This window comes from Microbacterium sp. 10M-3C3 (assembly GCF_003931875.1).
Lineage (GTDB): Bacteria > Actinomycetota > Actinomycetes > Actinomycetales > Microbacteriaceae > Microbacterium.
In genome coordinates this window covers 1,392,614-1,409,093 of the sequence record NZ_CP034245.1, presented here as the reverse complement: position 1 = coordinate 1,409,093, position 16,480 = coordinate 1,392,614, and the positions used below count along the sequence as shown (strand labels likewise).

Annotated in this window: 18 protein-coding genes and 2 pseudogenes; 11 read left to right on the top strand and 9 right to left on the bottom strand. The window is 71.2% G+C overall.

The features are described from left to right. Nucleotides 1-201 precede the first annotated feature (201 nt). The 9 genes and pseudogenes from EI169_RS06755 to EI169_RS06715 form a co-directional block, all read left to right on the top strand. Nucleotides 202-873, top strand: coding sequence for a M23 family metallopeptidase (locus EI169_RS06755; protein WP_164515456.1), 672 nt, complete (start codon nucleotides 202-204; stop codon nucleotides 871-873). Further along, the gene (gene lgt / locus EI169_RS06750; RefSeq protein ID WP_125131647.1) at nucleotides 873-1,757 is read left to right on the top strand and encodes a prolipoprotein diacylglyceryl transferase; all 885 of its coding nucleotides are present in this window, start codon (nucleotides 873-875) and stop codon (nucleotides 1,755-1,757) included. The genes EI169_RS06755 and lgt overlap by 1 nt, the downstream gene beginning before the upstream one ends. Further along, a complete protein-coding gene (locus tag EI169_RS06745) occupies nucleotides 1,735-3,381 on the top strand; it encodes a cytochrome c biogenesis protein ResB (RefSeq protein WP_125131646.1) in 1,647 nt (548 codons plus the stop codon). Before lgt ends, EI169_RS06745 begins: the two co-directional genes overlap by 23 nt. Continuing rightward, nucleotides 3,365-4,360 (top strand): c-type cytochrome biogenesis protein CcsB, encoded by a 996-nt coding sequence (gene ccsB / locus EI169_RS06740; RefSeq protein ID WP_125131645.1) that lies wholly within the window; start codon nucleotides 3,365-3,367, stop codon nucleotides 4,358-4,360. The genes EI169_RS06745 and ccsB overlap by 17 nt, the downstream gene beginning before the upstream one ends. A 26-nt stretch (nucleotides 4,361-4,386) precedes the next feature. Further along, nucleotides 4,387-4,662, top strand: coding sequence for a hypothetical protein (locus tag EI169_RS06735; protein WP_125131644.1), 276 nt, complete (start codon nucleotides 4,387-4,389; stop codon nucleotides 4,660-4,662). 21 nt (nucleotides 4,663-4,683) lie between these two features. Next, nucleotides 4,684-5,304 (top strand): TlpA disulfide reductase family protein, encoded by a 621-nt coding sequence (locus EI169_RS06730; RefSeq protein ID WP_125131643.1) that lies wholly within the window; start codon nucleotides 4,684-4,686, stop codon nucleotides 5,302-5,304. Further along, entirely contained in the window at nucleotides 5,304-6,032 is a 729-nt protein-coding gene (locus tag EI169_RS06725) for a cytochrome c biogenesis CcdA family protein (RefSeq protein WP_125131642.1), read from the top strand. Before EI169_RS06730 ends, EI169_RS06725 begins: the two co-directional genes overlap by 1 nt. Nucleotides 6,033-6,121: 89 nt before the next feature. Continuing rightward, complete coding sequence (locus tag EI169_RS06720; RefSeq protein WP_125131641.1) at nucleotides 6,122-6,397, top strand: hypothetical protein; 276 nt, start codon at nucleotides 6,122-6,124, stop codon at nucleotides 6,395-6,397. Nucleotides 6,398-6,476: 79 nt separating this feature from the next. Beyond that, nucleotides 6,477-6,983, top strand: a pseudogene (locus tag EI169_RS06715) (nitrilase-related carbon-nitrogen hydrolase); the annotation flags it as partial. Between the two features lie 28 nt (nucleotides 6,984-7,011). Here EI169_RS06715 and EI169_RS06710 read toward each other — a convergent pair. The 6 genes from EI169_RS06710 to EI169_RS06685 form a co-directional block, all read right to left on the bottom strand. Then, a complete protein-coding gene (locus tag EI169_RS06710; RefSeq protein ID WP_346427095.1) occupies nucleotides 7,012-7,632 on the bottom strand; it encodes an alpha/beta hydrolase in 621 nt (206 codons plus the stop codon). Nucleotides 7,633-7,738: 106 nt separating this feature from the next. Beyond that, nucleotides 7,739-7,999, bottom strand: coding sequence for a hypothetical protein (locus tag EI169_RS06705; protein WP_125131640.1), 261 nt, complete (start codon nucleotides 7,997-7,999; stop codon nucleotides 7,739-7,741). A gap of 30 nt (nucleotides 8,000-8,029) precedes the next feature. Beyond that, a complete protein-coding gene (locus tag EI169_RS06700; RefSeq protein ID WP_125131639.1) occupies nucleotides 8,030-8,308 on the bottom strand; it encodes a YHS domain-containing protein in 279 nt (92 codons plus the stop codon). Between the two features lie 26 nt (nucleotides 8,309-8,334). Beyond that, complete coding sequence (locus EI169_RS06695) at nucleotides 8,335-10,626, bottom strand: heavy metal translocating P-type ATPase (RefSeq protein WP_125131638.1); 2,292 nt, start codon at nucleotides 10,624-10,626, stop codon at nucleotides 8,335-8,337. After that, nucleotides 10,623-10,979 carry a heavy-metal-associated domain-containing protein gene (locus EI169_RS06690; RefSeq protein WP_125131637.1) on the bottom strand — a complete coding sequence of 119 codons (357 nt, stop codon included), beginning with the start codon at nucleotides 10,977-10,979 and terminating at the stop codon, nucleotides 10,623-10,625. The genes EI169_RS06695 and EI169_RS06690 overlap by 4 nt, the downstream gene beginning before the upstream one ends. Nucleotides 10,980-11,028: 49 nt before the next feature. Beyond that, entirely contained in the window at nucleotides 11,029-11,313 is a 285-nt protein-coding gene (locus tag EI169_RS06685; RefSeq protein ID WP_125131636.1) for a metal-sensitive transcriptional regulator, read from the bottom strand. Nucleotides 11,314-11,406: 93 nt separating this feature from the next. On the opposite strand from EI169_RS06685, the gene EI169_RS06680 reads away from it, so the two are divergent. Continuing rightward, nucleotides 11,407-11,949, top strand: a complete 543-nt coding sequence (locus tag EI169_RS06680) for an ATP-binding protein (protein WP_240640692.1) — start codon at nucleotides 11,407-11,409, stop codon at nucleotides 11,947-11,949. A 302-nt stretch (nucleotides 11,950-12,251) separates the two neighbouring features. Here EI169_RS06680 and EI169_RS06675 read toward each other — a convergent pair whose 3' ends face one another. Next, a complete protein-coding gene (locus tag EI169_RS06675) occupies nucleotides 12,252-13,520 on the bottom strand; it encodes an IS256 family transposase (protein ID WP_125129915.1) in 1,269 nt (422 codons plus the stop codon). 255 nt (nucleotides 13,521-13,775) lie between these two features. On the opposite strand from EI169_RS06675, the gene EI169_RS06670 reads away from it, so the two are divergent. Continuing rightward, nucleotides 13,776-14,342 (top strand): zinc ribbon domain-containing protein, encoded by a 567-nt coding sequence (locus EI169_RS06670; protein WP_164515455.1) that lies wholly within the window; start codon nucleotides 13,776-13,778, stop codon nucleotides 14,340-14,342. A 201-nt stretch (nucleotides 14,343-14,543) separates the two neighbouring features. Here the strand turns inward: EI169_RS06670 and EI169_RS06665 are convergent. Together EI169_RS06665 and EI169_RS06660 are read right to left on the bottom strand one after the other, a co-directional pair. Next, nucleotides 14,544-15,659 (bottom strand): annotated as a pseudogene (locus EI169_RS06665) (ATP-binding cassette domain-containing protein); the annotation flags it as partial. Between the two features lie 27 nt (nucleotides 15,660-15,686). After that, entirely contained in the window at nucleotides 15,687-16,463 is a 777-nt protein-coding gene (locus EI169_RS06660) for an alpha/beta hydrolase (protein WP_125131634.1), read from the bottom strand. Nucleotides 16,464-16,480 lie beyond the last annotated feature (17 nt).

The window sequence follows — 16,480 nt, the reverse complement described above, 5'->3', positions numbered from 1 at the left end:
GCCGCGGCGCCCGGTTGGACCGTGTGACGGCGGTGGTGACCGTGCGCACCTTCATCGTCCCCTCCCTCAGGAAAGACTTGTATGCCCGAACCCGCCCTCTCTTCCCCGCCCGTCCCGACGCGACGCGATCGACGCCGGCGGCCCACCCGTGCCGCGCGGACACCTCGACACACGCCTCGCAGCAGGCTCGCCCACCGTCGGATGCTCGCCGGCACCGTGATGCTCACGGTCGCTTCCATCGCCGCACTGCCGTTGCTGATCCCGTTGGCGCCGGAGCCGGCATTCGCCGCCGAGCCGCCCCGCACCCCGGTACGCGCCCAGACGTTCACCACCCCCGACACCGTCACTGGGACGGTGATCGCTCGCGGGGACTACACGGTGGCGGTGACCGCCCCTGCCGGGACCGAGTCGTACGCGCACACCGCGGACACGTTCACCAACGACCCGGCGTCGGCGGTGCAGTGGCCGTTCACGGTGGGGGTGCCGATCAGCAGCATGTTCGGGTACCGCACCCGGCCGTGCCCGTCGTGTTCCAGCGATCATGCCGGCCTGGATATGACCCCGGGCATCGGCACCCCGATCCAGGCAATGGCCGACGGGGTGGTCACCACTGCGCCGGAGCAGGGCGGCGCGTACGGGGTGTATGTGGTGATCCGGCACGAGATCGACGGACAGGTCGTGGAGAGCGTCTACGCGCACATGCGGGAAGGGTCCCTCGCGCTCACCCCGGGGCAGACCGTGCGGGTGGGGCAACTGGTCGGCCGGGTCGGGAACAGTGGACGCAGCACCGGCGCGCACCTGCATTTCGAGGTGCGCGTCGGCGGGGAACCGGTCGATCCGCTGGTGTGGATCCCCGCGAACAGGAGAACCTGATGCGCACCATCGTGGTTCCAGCGCTGATCCCGAGCCCGGGGATCAGCTTCGTGCAGGTCGGGCCGTTCCAGATCCGGTTCTACGCGCTGGCGATCCTGGCCGGGATCGTGCTGGCGGTGCTGATCACCGGCCGTCGGTTGCGGGCGGTCGGGCACCCGGCCGGGGTCGTGGTGGATGTGGCGATGTGGGCGGTGCCGTTCGGGATCCTCGGCGCCCGGATCTACCATGTGCTCACCCATCCGGGCGACTACTTCTTCCCTGGCGCGGACCTGTGGCGGGTGCTCTACATCTGGGAGGGCGGGATCGCGATCTTCGGTGCGATCCTGGGCGGGCTGGTCGGCATCGTGATCGGCACCCGTCGCGCCGGGATCCCGATGCTGCTGTTCCTGGACGCGCTCGCCCCGGGGATGCTGGTCGCCCAAGCGGTGGGGCGGCTGGGGAACTACTTCAACCAGGAACTGTTCGGCCCACCCACCACCTTGCCGTGGGGATTGCAGATCGACCCCTCCGCTCCCGCGATCCCGCCGGGGACCCCGGCGGGGACCCTGTTTCATCCGCTGTTCCTGTACGAGCTGCTGTGGAACCTGGCCGGGGCCGCCGTGATCGTGCTGCTCGAGCAGCACCGCCGCAGGCACGGCCGGATCACGTTGGGCACCGGGCGGAGTCTGGGCATGTACCTGCTGTGGTACGGGGCGGGGCGGGCGGTGCTGGAGTCCATCCGGCTGGATCCCACCGAGCTGCTCGCCGGCGGGCTCAAAGCGAACGTGCTCACCGCCCTGGTGGCCGCCGCCCTGGGGGTCGGGCTGCTCGCCCACGCCTCCTGGCGCGCCCGCCGCCGCGCACCCGTCCGGGAGAGGGGGGATGCGCGTGTCGATCCGCAGTGAGCAGGCCCCGCAGCTGCCCGCCGATCACGTCGACCGGCCGGTGGACGAGCCTACGAATCCGCGCCTGAGCGTTTCGGGGTGGGCGCGATGGGCGTGGCGGCAGCTGACCAGCATGCGTACCGCCGTGGTGTTGTTGCTGCTGCTCGCGGTGGCCGCGATCCCCGGGTCATTGATCCCGCAACGCTCCTCCGACCCGAACGGGGTGATCCAGTTCGACAAGACCAACCCGGGCTGGATGTGGGCGGTGGACCTGCTGCAGCTGCACGACGTGTTCGGGTCGGTGTGGTTCTCCGCGATCTACCTGCTGCTGTTCGCGTCGCTGATCGGCTGCGTCATCCCCCGCATCCGCCACCACCTGACCGCGCTGCTCGCCCCGCCCCCGGCCACCCCCCGCAACCTGTCCCACCTGCCCGCCCACACCCGCCGCGTCCTCCCCGACACGCCCCCCGGTGCGGTCCTGGACGCGGCCGAAAAGGCGCTGCGCCGGCAGCAGTACCGCACCCGCCGGATCCGCGGCGACGACGGACGGGACTCAGTCGCGGCCGAACGCGGCTACCTGCGGGAGACCGGGAACCTGCTGTTCCACGTGGCGCTGCTGGCGGTGCTGGTCGTGGTCGGCGTCGGCGGCGGGTTCCGGTTCACCGGGCAGCGGGTGCTGGTCGAGGGACAGACATTCGCGTCCACCCGGATCGCGTACGACTCGTTCACCGCCGGCCGGTTCATCACCGACACGCAGATCCCGACGTTCTCCCTCACCCTGGACCGGTTCCGCGTCGACTACGTCCTGGACAACGTCAACGCGCTCGGCATGCCGAAGAGCTTCGACGCGCAGGTCACCACCACCACAGGCGGCACCCGGCAGGCCTCCAGCATCCGGGTCAACGAGCCGCTGCCGGTGGCCGGCACCGACATCTACCTGCTCGGCAACGGGTACGCCCCCACCCTCACCGTCCGAAACCCGGCTGGGAAGATCGTGTTCAGTGACACGGTCCCGTTCCTGCCGCAGGACGCGAAGATGACCAGCCTGGGCATCGTGAAGGTTCCCGACGGGCTGGCCGAGCAGGTCGGCCTGGTCGGGATGCTGTACCCCACCCGCGCCACTACCCCCACCGGGGCGTTCGCGTCCAGCTACCCAGACCTGCTGGACCCGGTCGTCACCTTCAACGTGTACGTCGGCGACCTGGGCCTGAACACCGGGGTCCCGGTGTCGGTGTACGCGCTGGACACCAGCACCCTCACCCAGATCGCCGGGCGCGGCACCCCCACCCCCGCCCTGCAGCTGGTCCCCGGCACCCCGGTTCCACTGCCGGACGGGCTGGGCACGATCGAGCTCGGCCCGATCCCCCGGTTCGCGTCGCTGGAGATCGCCGCCGACCCCACCCAAACCCCCACCCTGATCGCCGCGGTCGCCGCGATGACCGGGCTGGCCCTGTCCCTGTTCGTGCCCCGCCGCCGCCTCTGGGTCCGCACAAGCACCGGCCCGGACGGCGGCACGGTGCTCGAGGTCGCCGGGCTCGCCCGCGGCGACGACCCCCGCCTGCAACCCACCGTCGACACCCTCGCCACCCGCCTCACCCCGACCCCCACACCCCCTCGAGGAGGCTCTGATGACCCCGTTCCTTGACGCCCTGTCCCTGCTGCTGGTGTACTCGGCGATCGCGATCTACGCCGCCGCGTTCGTCGCCTACACCCTTCACCTCGCCCGCCGCGCGAGCACCCCTGCCGTCCCGGTCACCGCCCGGGTGCCGGTCACCGCCGGCGCCACCAGCACCACCGACCCGGACCTGGCAGGCACACCCACCGCCCCCGCCCCCGACACCGCACCCGCCGCCCCTGCCCCGGGGGGCGGCCGGGGGGCGGGGAAGGCGGCGCGGGTCGGGTTCGCGTTGACCGTGCTGGGCTGGGTGTTCCATCTTGCCGGGGTGGTGCTGCGCGGGGTCGCCGCGGACCGGGTGCCGTGGGCGAACATGTTCGAGTTCTCCCTCACCGGCACCGCCCTGATCATCGCCACCTTCCTGGCCGTGTCGCTGCGGGTGCGGTTGGCGTACCTGGGCAGCGCCGTGCTCGGGCTGACCGTGCTGCTGCTCGGCGTCGCGACGGTCAGCTTCTACGTCCCCGTCGTCCCCCTGATGCCCGCCCTGCAATCCGGGTGGCTGGTCATCCACGTGCTGGTCGCGCTGCTGGCGACCGCGTTCTTCGGGCTCGCGTTCCTCGTCTCCCTCACCTACCTGCTCACCACCCGCCGCCGCAGCCTCCCCTCCCGGCTCACCCGGCTGCGTGACAGTCTGCCCGGGCCGGAGGATCTGGACCGGATCGCATACCGGCTGACGATCGTCGGGTTCATCCTGTGGACCTTCACCCTGATCGCCGGGGCGATCTGGGCCGGCCGCGCCTGGGGCAGGTTCTGGGGGTGGGACGTGAAAGAGGTGTGGACGTTCATCATCTGGGTGCTCTACGCCGGATACCTGCACGCCACCGCCACCCGTGGCTGGGCCGGCACCCGCGCCGCCTGGCTGTGCATCGTCGGCTTCGCCGCCGTGCTGTTCAACTTCGGCGTCGTCAACGTCTTCTTCACCGGCCTGCACTCCTACTCCGGACTGTGACCCGCCCCCTGCGAAAGGACCCGCTCATGACCCGCACCACCCCCCGCCCCGCCCCGGCCGAGGACCCGCAACGTGCCTGGCGGCGACACCGCCTGCTCGTCCGGGTCGGCCAGGCCCTGATGGCCGCCGGCGCGATCGTCGCGATCATCCACTGGCTCGCGCACCTGGAAGTGTTCGGCCCCGGCCAGCCCCCCGGCTGGCTCGACCTGGTCGCCGGGTACCCGACCGGGGCGCTGCTGCTGATCACCGGCGCGATCCTCGCCGGCCGTCGCCGCCCCACCCGCAAGAGCACGAACACCTGACCCGACCGGAGTGATCCCCGCATGCGCACCCCCACCGCCCTGACACGCCCACCCCGCCGCACGGTCACCGCCGCCGCGGTCGCCGTGTTCGCCCTGCTTCTGGTCGGGTGCACCGCCCAGACGCCTGGCCTGTTGTCTTCCTCCCCGTCTCCGGGGTATCTGTCCGCGGACGAGACCGTGCGGGAGATCCCCGCCGATCAGCGCGACGACCCGGTCACCTTCACCGGCACCACCGGCACCGGGGTCCAGGCGGATTCCACCGCGTGGGCGGGTTCGGTCGTTGTGGTGAACTTCTGGTACGCCGCCTGCCCGCCCTGCCGTGCCGAAGCGCCGGACCTGGAAGCCCTCGCCCAGACCTACCAGCCCGACGGTGTCGTGTTCATCGGCGTCAACGTGCGCGACAGCGCCGACACCGCCGCCGCGTTCGAGAACCAGTTCGGCATCACCTACCCGTCGATCCTGGACGCCACCACCGGCACGGTGCAAGCCGCGTTCGCCGGGAAAGCCGCCCCCGGCGCCGTGCCTACCACCATCGTCCTGGACCGCACCGGCCGGATGGCCGCCCGTATCATCGGGCAGCTGCCTACCCGCACCACCCTCGCCGCCCTCATCGACACCGTCCTCGCCGAGACGAGCCCCTGATGGGGGAGATCATCACCGCCGGCAGCATCTGGGCCGCCCTCCCCCTCGCCCTCCTCGCCGGGCTGGTGTCCTTCGCCTCCCCCTGCGTGCTTCCCCTCGTGCCCGGCTACCTCGGCTACCTCACCGGCACCACCACCACCGCGGGGGTCTCCCGGTGGCGGGCGGTGGCCGGGACCGGGCTGTTCACCCTCGGCTTCTCCGTCCTGTTCATCGGCTACGGGGCCGCGTTCGGCGCCCTGGGTGGCTGGCTCATCCGCTGGCAAGATCTCCTCACCCGCGTCCTCGGGATCATGGTCCTGCTGATGGGGCTTGTGTTCCTCGGCGTGTTCCGGCTTCTCCAACGCACCGCGAAACCCGCCATCCACCCGCCCAGCGGGCTGGCCGGAGCTCCCCTGCTCGGCATCGCGTTCGGGCTCGGCTGGACCCCGTGCCTGGGCCCGACCCTCGCCGCGATCTCCGCGCTCAGCCTCACCACCGGCAACCCCGCCCGCGGCGCCCTCCTCGCCGTCACCTACTGCCTGGGCCTGGGGTTGCCCTTCATCGCCGCCGCGGCCGGCCTGAACTGGGCCACCGGAAGCATCACGTTCCTGCGCCGCCACATCCGCACCATCAACATCACCGGCGGGGTCCTCATGATCGCCACCGGCATCGCGATGATCAGCGGAGCTTGGACACTTCTCATCTCCAGCATCCAGAACCTCATCGGAGCCACCGTGCTCCCCCTCTAACACCCCGCTGCCGCCGGGAGCGACGCCATGGCGTTAGCCGCCTGGCAGGGGCGGACCGGCTCCCTGCCGCATCGCAGAAAGGACAGATCATGCGACCACACGGCAGCCGTGACCGCGCCCCCATCCCGTCCGAGCCGGACCCGGCCCGCGGCTCCCCGGCGCTGGGGGCCGGGGGCGTCTGGGTCGCCGCCGCCGCCGCAGCCGCCGGGGTCGGGTCGGCGTACTGGGACGACTCCTGGCACACCACCCTCGGCCGGGACAGCACCTTCATCCCTCCCCACCTGCTGCTGTATGCGTCGATCCCCACCGTCGGGGTCGTGATCGCGGCTGGGGGTGGCGGCGGCTGGCCGCGACACGCTCCGTGACCGCCGTGTTCCGCACGCCCGGGTTCGCCCTCGCGGTCGCCGCGGCGGTCGCGACCGCGGCGGCCGCCCCCGCCGACGCTACACCCTGCTCGCCCCCGACCTGGTCGGGCTGCTACAACGCGACTACGCGCACGGCACGGACGTGCCGCTGATCACCGTCGGCGACGTGCCGGTGGGGTTGGCGATCTGCTTCGACGTGATCTACGACGAAGTCATCGCCGAGAGCGTCACCGCCGGTGCGGAGCTGCTGGTGTTCCAGACCAACAACGCCGACTTCCGCGGCACGGACGAGAACCTGCAGCAGCTCGCGGTCGCCCGGATCCGCGCGGTGGAGACCGGCCGCACCGTGGTGAACATCTCCACCGTCGGCACCAGCCAGATCATCCGCCCCGACGGCAGCACCCTCAAAGGTCTGCCCGCCGGGCAAGCCGGGGCGATGATCGCCGACACTGACCTGCGCGCCGGGCTCACCCCCGCCGTCCTCATCGGGCAAGGTGTCTCCACTGTCACCCTGTGGGGTGGGCTGGGTGGTCTCGCCCTCACCGGCGTGATCGCCCGGCGGCGACGCACCCCTGCCGTGGCCTGACCAGGCATGCCCGCCAGAGGACCCGGGGCTATCCTGCGGGCGGGAGGATGAGGCGGCGGATCTCCCCCGCGATCAGGTCCGGTTCTGTGGCGGGGATGTAGTGGCCGGAGCGGGCAGCGACCACGTGCCGGCCCTGCCGGGACTGTGCGGCCCGATACCACCCGGCGGCGGTCGCGGCATCCCGGACCCGTCGCGGCATCCCGTCCGCGAGACTGCCGGAGATGACGGTGACCGGGACATCGGGCAGCACCGGCGGGTCGCCGCGCCAGGCGTGCAGCTCGGTGAGGAACGTGCGCGCCTGCCGACCCTGGGTGATAACCACCGCGGGCCGGAACGCCTCACGGTGAAGATCCGCCCGCACATCCTCGGGCATCCCCTCCCCGCGGAGCCGGAAGAACCGCTCCAGCAACCCCACCTGGGCCAGCACCCACTCGACGGCGATCACGATCTTCTCCCCGACCCGGAACGGCACACCGAACAGGAGATACGCGGCCTCATCGGTCGGATCCACCAGCACCAGCCCGGCCACCCGGCCCGGGCGGCGGGACGCGGCCAGCCGCACGATCGGACCGCCTGCCGAATGCCCCACCAGCACGAACCCGCTGCTCGACTCGAGGCCGTCCAGCAGATCGTTCAGGTCGTCGGCCATCCGGTCCAGTGTGCGCCCTAACCCATCCGGGGCGGACCGGCCCAGCCCCTGCCCGGTCATGAACCACTGCCCGCGTGAACGCGGCGACCCTGGCCTGCACCAACGTTCAGGTGGAGCGGGTCGCCGCCGATCCCGCCTCGAACACCACCGTCGGCACCCCGGTGGTCCTGGCCGGGGCGGGGTCCAGCGGTGCGTCGACGACCCCGGACGCTCCCGGTGCGCGTTGCAGCCGTACGGCGAGGATGTCCAGGTCGGTGATGGTGCGCGGCCCGCCGGGCCCGGTGGCGTCCAGCACCGGGTATTCGGCGACGGTGAAGTAGCCGTTGACCCGCAGGTATGCCTGCACCAGCCCGACCGCCGTGTCCACCCTCTATCTCCGACCGAGTTATCTGGCCGGTCAGGCGGCGCTTGTGTAGCGGGCGGGGTCGGCGTCGAACAGCGGCCCGCACTCGGCGCAGCAGAACCAGTACCGGGTGCCCTCATAGTCGCGGAACAGGCCGCGCTGCTCGGCCCAGGCCGGGTCGACCTGGTTGCCGGGCATCACCGGACAGGTCACCAGGTTCGTCGCCCCGGCCCGCGGCTCATGGTGGTGGGGCTCGTGAGAGCCATGGTCATGCGAGCCGTGGTCGTGGTGATGGTGCGACCCGTGCTCGTGGTCGGTGTGGTCGTGGGTCATGGTGTGCTCCTTCTGATGCGGGCGGTTCAGACGCGAACCGGGGCGGATTCCCGGGTCACCGGCGCGGTGGCGGGCGTCGGGGTGCGGAGGGGGCGGAAGCGGCGCAGTCGGAGACTGTTGGTGACGACGAACACGCTGCTGAACGCCATCGCCGCTCCCGCGAGGATGGGGTTGAGCAGGGCGAGCATCGCGACCGGGAGGGCGGCGACGTTGTACGCGAACGCCCAGAACAGATTCCCCTTGATCGTGCCCAAGGTGCGGCGGGCCAGCCGGATCGCGTCCGGGACCAGCACGAGGTCGCCGGAGACGATGGTCAGGTCGGCGGCGGTGATGGCCGCGTCGGTGCCGGTGCCCATCGCGATCCCGAGGTCGGCGGCGGCGAGGGCGGCGGCGTCGTTGACGCCGTCGCCGACCATCGCGACCACCCGGCCCACGGTCTGCAGGTCGCGGATGGTGTCGAGCTTGCCCTGCGGGGTGACACCGGCGCGGACGTCATCGATCCCGGCCTGGTCGGCGATCGCGCCCGCGGCGCCGGGGTTGTCGCCGGTGAGCAGGATCGGGGTCAACCCGAGTTCCCGGAGCCGTGCGACCGCCTCACGGCTGGTGGGTTTGATGGTATCGGCGACGCTGATCGCCCCGCGCACCTGCCCGTCCCACGCCACTACCGTTACCGTCGCCCCCGCCGCCTCGTCCGCCGCGATGGTCGCGGCGAGGTCGGTAGGGACGGGAAGTGCCCATTGGGTGGTGATCCAGGAGGCGCGGCCGGCGGCGACCAGGCGGCCGTCGACGATGCCCTGCACGCCCTGCCCGGCCACCGCGGCGAACGACTCCACTGCCGCGAGCGGCCCGGTGGCGGCGGTGGTGATGGCGCGGCCGATGGGGTGTTCCGAGCCGTGCTCGAGCGCCGCGGCGATCTGCACCAGCTCCGCCTTGTCGGTGCCGGGAGTCGGATGCGTAACGGTGACGGTCATGGTGCCGGCGGTGATGGTGCCGGTCTTGTCCAGCACGACGGTGTCGATGCGGCGGGTCTGCTCCAGCACCTGGGGTCCGCGGATGAGGATGCCCAGCTGCGCGCCCCGACCGGTGCCGACCAGCAGCGCGGTCGGGGTCGCCAAGCCGAGCGCGCACGGGCACGCGATGATCAGCGTCGTCACCGCGGCGGTGAACGCGACCTCCGGGGAAGCCCCGACCAGCAACCACACCGTGAACGCGACGATGGCAAGGACGATGACGATGGGGACGAAGATCGCGGAGACCCGGTCGGCGAGGCGCTGCACCTGCGCCTTCCCGGTCTGCGCCTCCTCCACCAACCTGGCCATCCGGGCCAGCTCCGTGTCCGCGCCGACCCGGGTGAGCTCCACCAGCAGCCGGCCGCCGGTGTTCACCGTCGCGCCGACCACCTTCGAGCCGGGGGCGACTTCGACGGGGACGGACTCGCCGGTCAGCATCGACTCGTCCACCGCGGAGACACCCTCGGTGACGACGCCGTCCGCGGGGATCTTCTCCCCGGGCCGCACCACCACGATGTCGCCGGGGACGAGCTGGGCGACGGGGACGCGCTGCTCGCTACCTGTGCGGAGGACGACGGCGTCTTTCGCACCCAGCTCCAGCAGGGCACGCAGGGCCTCGCCGGATTGCCGCTTGGCGCGGGTCTCCAGGTAGCGGCCGAGGAGGATGAACACCGTCACCAGGGCGGCGACCTCCAGATACACCTCATGGCCGCCGGACTGCGGGGTGCCGACGAAGGTGACGCTCATCCGCATGCCGGGCATCCCGGCGCCGCCGAAGAACAGGGCATACAGCGACCAGCCGAACGCGGCCAGCACGCCCAGGCTGATCAGGGTGTCCATCGTCGCCGCACCGTGGCGGGCGTTGATCGCCGCGGCACGGTGGAACGGCCACGCCCCCCACACCACCACCGGCGCAGCCAGGGTCAGGGTCAGCCACTGCCAGTAGGTGAACTGCAGCGCCGGAATCATCGACAACACCGCCACCGGCACCGCCAGAATCGTCGAGACGATCAGCCGCTGCCGCAGCGACACCAACTCCGCATCCCGCGGCACCGTGGCCTGTTCGTCGGTGGCTTCGGTGGCCGGTGGGGCGGGGACGGATGCCCCGTACCCGGCCTGCTCGACCGCCGCGATCAACTCCTCCACCGGCACCGGGGACTCGGCGTGCACGCGCGCCTTCTCGGTGGCGAAATTCACCGTCGCCGCCACCCCGGGCAGCTTGTTCAGCTTCCGCTCCACCCGAGCCGCGCACGACGCGCAGGTCATCCCGGTGATGTCGAGATCAACATCCGTGGTCGTCGTGGTCATGATGCTGAGGCGAGGCTGTAGCCGGCCTCCTCCACCGCCGCCCGCACCCGCTCCGCATCCACCGGCGCGGCACTGGACACCGTCACCGTGGACACGCCGCCGGCGTGCAGATCGACCGCGACATCGGAGACTCCCTCAATCGCGGAGACCTCCTCAGTCACGCTGCGCACGCAGTGCGAGCAGGTCATCCCCTCCACCAGGAACTGCGCCGACACGGTCTCACCCGCCGCCGTCCGCTGCACCGGCGTGCCGGTGTCCTTGGCTCCCGTGCCGTGGGAGGTGGGGCTGCAGCACGCACACCCGCCCCCGCTGGTCGCCTGCAGGCCGAGGTCCTGGAAACCCTGTCCGGTCATGATGTGCTCCCTTCAAGAGCGTCGAGTGAATGCGAATGCGGGGGTGGGGTTAGGAGCGCACGAGCCGGGCGATCGCGGCGTTGGCCTCACGGAGCTTCTCCGCCGCAACGGGGCCGCCCTCCGCGGTCGCCTGCGCGACGCAGTGCCCGAGATGGTCCTCCAGCAGTGTCAGCGCCACCGACTCCAGCGCCTTGGTCACCGCGGACACCTGGGTGAGGATGTCGATGCAGTACACGTCCTCATCGACCATCCGCGCGATCCCGCGCACCTGCCCCTCCGCGCGCCGCAACCGCGCCAGCAGCGCCTGCTTGTCGTCGACATATCCGTGTGCCATTCCGATCACCTCCGATCCCGATGCTATACCCGCTGGGGGTATAAGGTGCCTTCGCGGTCGGATATTCCCGACCGCACAGACAGGAGGGCGAACGTGACCAACTGGTACGTGATCACGGGTGGGCCGAGCTCAGGGAAGATCACCACCGTGAATCTGTTGCGCGACCGCGGCTCCACGACGACGATCGAGCACGCCCGCCACTACCTTGACCTGCAGCGCATCGCCGGTCGCACCGTCGAGGAGGTCCGCGCCAAGCAGCGCGAGTTCGAGCGCGGTGTGCTGGACATGCGGCTCGCCGAGGAAGCCGCCCTCGATCCGGCCACGACGGTGTTTCTGGACCGGGCCATCCCAGACTCGCTGGCCTACTACCGCTTCCTGCAGTTCGAATCCGACCCGATCCTGGTGGCCGCGCTCGAGCAGGTGGACTACCGCACGACGTTCATCCTGGACCTACTGCCGCTGGCGCCGGACTACGCCCGCACCGAGGACACCGCCGCCCAACAGCGGATCCATCACCTGCTCACCGAGGTATACGCGGCGCTGCCGTTCCCGATCGCGCACGTCCCAGTGCTCGGGGCGCAGCCGTCTGGCAGGCCCATGAGCCATTCCAGGAAGCGCGGCGCGGGGCGGAGCTGACCGTCATGGTTCAGCACCGCCGGAGCTGGGGCGGGTCATCCGCTGAGGTGTTCCCATCGTCGGATGGCTCCGGCGTAGTGTCCCCATCGTCGAACAGTTGCTCGATCAGCGGCCACAGTCCGACCGGCTCCTGGCCTCGCCTGGGTCGGGGGCCGTTCTGCGCCAGGTCGATGATCTGATGCGAGAGGGCGATCGTGCCGCGTCGGGCTCGCACCTGTTCCAGCGTCTCCCTACCGCGGGCGACGTCCGGTCAAGTCCCGTTGCGTGGTGTCACTCCAGTTGTTCCCTGTGGTGGGTGGTGGTCAGGCGGTGAGGTAGAGCTCGGGGCGTGCCGGCTCTGCGTGGTCGTGGAGGGTGTGGACGAGTTTGCGCATGGAGATGTCGGAGAAGTAGCGGCGTTCGCCGTAGGACCATTCCTCGTGCTGCTCTTGGATGACGGCGCCGATCAGGCGGGTCACGGAGCCTTGGTCGGGGAAGATCTGGACGACGTCGGCGCGGCGTTTGATCTCGCGGTTGAGGCGTTCGATGGGGTTGTTGGACCAGACTTTCTGCCAGTGCTCGCGGGGTAGTGGTGCGAACGCGGTGAGGTCGGGTTCGGCGGCCTCGAGCATCTCGGCGACCTCCGGGAAGGAGCTGCGCAGGCTGTCCGCGACGGCTTTGTATTGGGCAAGCACCGCCTCGGAGGTGGTCTGCGCGAAGATCGTCGAGATCAGCGCGTTGACGGGCTTGGAGCGGGCCGAGCCGAGCTTCTGGGTGACGTTGCGGGCGAAATGGACTCGGCATCTCTGCCACCCGGATCCGGGCAGGATCGCCTTGATCGCGGCTTTCAGGCCGGCGTGGGCATCGGAGGTGACCAGGGCGACGCCGAGCGGATCGGCGTCGGTGGCGACCTTCAGTCCCCGGTCGCGCAGGCTGCGGAGGAACTCGGTCCAGAAGTCGGTGGTCTCCGCATCCCCGAGGCTCATGCCGAGGATCTCGCGGCGCCCGTCGCCGCTGACGCCGGTGGCGACCACGAGGGCTTGGGAGACGACGCGGCCGCGGTGGCGGACGTCGAGGTAGGTGGCGTCGAGGAACAGGTACGGGAACCAGGTGTGATCGAGTCGGCGGTGCAGGAACTCGTGCACGGTTTCGTCGATCTCTGAGCAGATCCGAGAGACCGTCGACCGGGAGATGCCGGTGTCGTTGCCCAGCGCGCGGATCAGCTGGTCGACCTTGCGGGTGGAGACCCCGTCGATCCATGCCTGGCAGATCACGGCGTAGAGGGCCTTATCGACCCGGCGACGCGGGTGCAGCAGGCTCGGGAAGAACGACCCCTCCCGCAGCTTCGGGATCTGCAGGTCCACCTCCCCGGCCGGGGTCGCCAGCGTCTTGGGTCGGGTGCCGTTGCGGCGTGTGGTGCGCTCAGGGGTGCGCTCATGCGGGGCCGCGCCGATCTTCACGGTCGCTTCCGCGTTGATCAGGTCCTGCAGGCCCGCCTGCAGCATCCGACGGAACACGTCCGAGTGAGCCAGGTCGGGGTCGGCAAGGACTTCGCCGATCAGAGTCGTCAAGGCAGACTGGTGGTGGGTCATCGTGGGATCTCTTCTTTGCTTCTTGGCGGAAACAACTGGTCATCCCACGGTGGCCCTTCATCGCCTACGACGACGAGAACCCCGCGGGAAGTGACACCACGCTAAGGGACTCAGCCCGACGTCCGAGGCTAGCGGGGTGCGGAACAGCGCGCCGAGCGAGGATGAAGATCCGAAATCGGGGAGGAGACCGCGCAGATCCGGGCGATCCTCACCGACCCCACCCGCCGCCGCACCGCACCGGCCCGCCCGACGCTGTTGGGTGGGATCGCGCGGTGCGGGAAGTGCGGCGCCGGACTCACCATCACCGGGAAGCTCTCTCCCGCCGGCGACACGCGGCGATACGCCTGCCAGAAGAACCCGTCCCGTCCGGAACGCGGCGGGCTGAGCATCAACGCCGCCCATCTCGATGCCTGTGTCACCGAACGCGTCCTGCACCGCCTCACCCATCCGCGAGCCGGCGCGGACAACGCGTCGACCAGCGGGCTACTGCGGCAGGTCGTGGAGATCAACACGCGGATCGGGCAACTCGATCAGGACTACCAGGACCGTGTCATCACCCGCGGGGAACACCGCAGCGGGGTCGAGGCCGCCACTGCTGCGCTTCGCGATATCGAGCGGCGCCTTGTCACCGCCAACGGGGCGATCGCGCTCTACGCGGCACCGATCGGGAACCGGCACGCGCTACAGGCCTGGTGGGACGCCCTGGATGTCACCGACCGGCGCGCGGTGATCACCACGCTGATCACCCGCCTCCGGATCACTCCCGGACGCCCCGGGCGAAGCTTCGACCCCGGCCGCGTCCGCATCACCTACCGTCCCTGACCAACCGCCCACCCGCGGTCCGGTCTGATGCTCTCGCCCCCGCGGGAAGCAGGTGTGGGCTGCGCCTGCTCGGAGTATCCCCATCAGAACAACGACCGCGCTGCTCTACCTGCGGATCTCCGCGAACCGCACCAGCGAACACGCCTCTATAGAGCAACAACGAGCCGACTGCACCGCCCTCGCCGCCCACCTCGGTTACATGAACGACCCCTCCCGCACGACGGCGCCGTTCAGCGTCGCCACGACCGCACTGGAGGGCGGCGCGGCGCCGATCGTGAATTCGAGGCGCCACTCCTTGCGCGGCTCCTCGACCTCTTCGAGCCGCGCGATGCGGCTCTCCATCTGCCGCACCTTCTGCGCCTGCTTCTCGCTGGACTCGGTCGCTGCCTTGCGGCGGATCTTGTCGTTGTCGGGCGCCTTGCGCATCGCATTGCGGACGCCCTGGCTCGACCACTCGCGCTGCGTGCGCGCCCGCGCAACGAGGTCGGCCTTCGTCGCCGCGAATTCGTCGTATTTCTCCCGCGCGTGGCGCCGCACCGTCGCGCGCTCCTCGAGATACGCGTCGTAGCCGCCGCCGTACAGGCGCGTCGTGCGCTGCGCGAGATCGAGTTCGAGCACGCGCGTGACGCACCGGGCCAGGAACTCGCGATCGTGACTCACGAGCACGACACCCCCGCGCAGGCCCCGCACGAACGCCTCGAGCCGCTCCAGCCCGTCGAGGTCGAGGTCGTTCGTCGGCTCATCGAGCAGCGCGATGTCGAAGCGCGACAACAGCAGCGCCGCGAGTCCGACGCGCGCGGCCTGCCCGCCCGACAGGCCGGTCATGAGCGCGGCGTCGGCCGCGTCGGGCAGCTCGAGACCGAGGTCGGCCAGCACCGCCGGCATCCGCTCGTCGAGGTCGGCGGCGCCGCTGGCGAGCCAGCGGTCCAGTGCCGCGGAGTAGGCATCGGCGGCGACGGACGCGGCGGGTTCGGCGCCGGCCGCATCGGCGAGGGCTGCCGCCGCCGCGTCCATCGCACGCGTGGCGTCGGCGCATCCGGTGCGGCGCGCGATGTACTGCGCGACCGTCTCCTCCGGCACCCGCTCGTGCTCCTGCGGGAGGAAGCCGACGAACGCGTCGGTCGGCGCGAGAGCGAGCGTGCCCGCCTGCGGCGCCTCCACGCCCGCGAGCACGCGCAGGAGCGTCGACTTGCCGGCGCCGTTGACGCCGACGACACCCACCACATCGCCCGACGCGACGGTGAGGTCGAGCTCGTCGAACAGGATGCGGTGGCCGTACCCACCGGCGAGGTGCGTGGCGACGAGCGTCGCGGTCATGGCGTCACCTCCGGATGCGGCGGGCGGTCAGTCCCACGCGAGGTAGTCCTCGATCTCCCACGCCGTCTCGCCGGGGTGGGTGAGCGGGGAGAGATGGCCGGCACCGTCGACACGCGCGAGGCTGACGCGGGCGGGCTCGGACGCCTGCAGCCGCTCGGCGGCTGCCGGCGGGGTGACGGGATCGGCTCCCGCCTGGATCACGAGCACCGCGAGGCTCGGCGCGAGCGGCGTCCACTCGTCGGCCGGCGTCGCGGCGAGCGCGGCATCCTGCACGGCGGCCGCCACGACATCGCGCGTGCGGACGAGGTGCGCGACGGCGAGGTCGAGGTTCGCGGCGTCGCCGGCGAGCACGCGCGTCGCCTCGCGCACGTCGGCGGCCGGCGCATCCGAGATCGCGGTGCGCATCGCCTCGGCGACATCACCCTCGAGCGCACCGGGCTCGGCGACGCCGAGCAGGATGAGCCCCTCGACGTGATCGTGGTGATCGAGCGCCACGACGCGTGCGAGCGCTCCGCCGAACGCGTGGCCGGCGATGTACGCGCTCTTCACGCCGCGGTCATCGAGCACGTCGGCGACGTCGCGGGCGAGGTCGTGCAGGGTCACGCCGTCGGTCTGCGCCGTGCGCACGCCGATGCGGAGCGTGCGAAAGCCCTCCTCCTCGAGCACGTGCGCGATCGTTCCAAGCGAGTCGATCCCGAACCCGCGGGCGGGCAGCAGCACGACCGCGACCGGACCGTCGCCTTCCTCGGCGACCGGGATGGCGCGTCCGTCGGGCTCGAAGATCTCGGTGCTGTCGGAAGTCATGCGTCCATTCTCCCGGA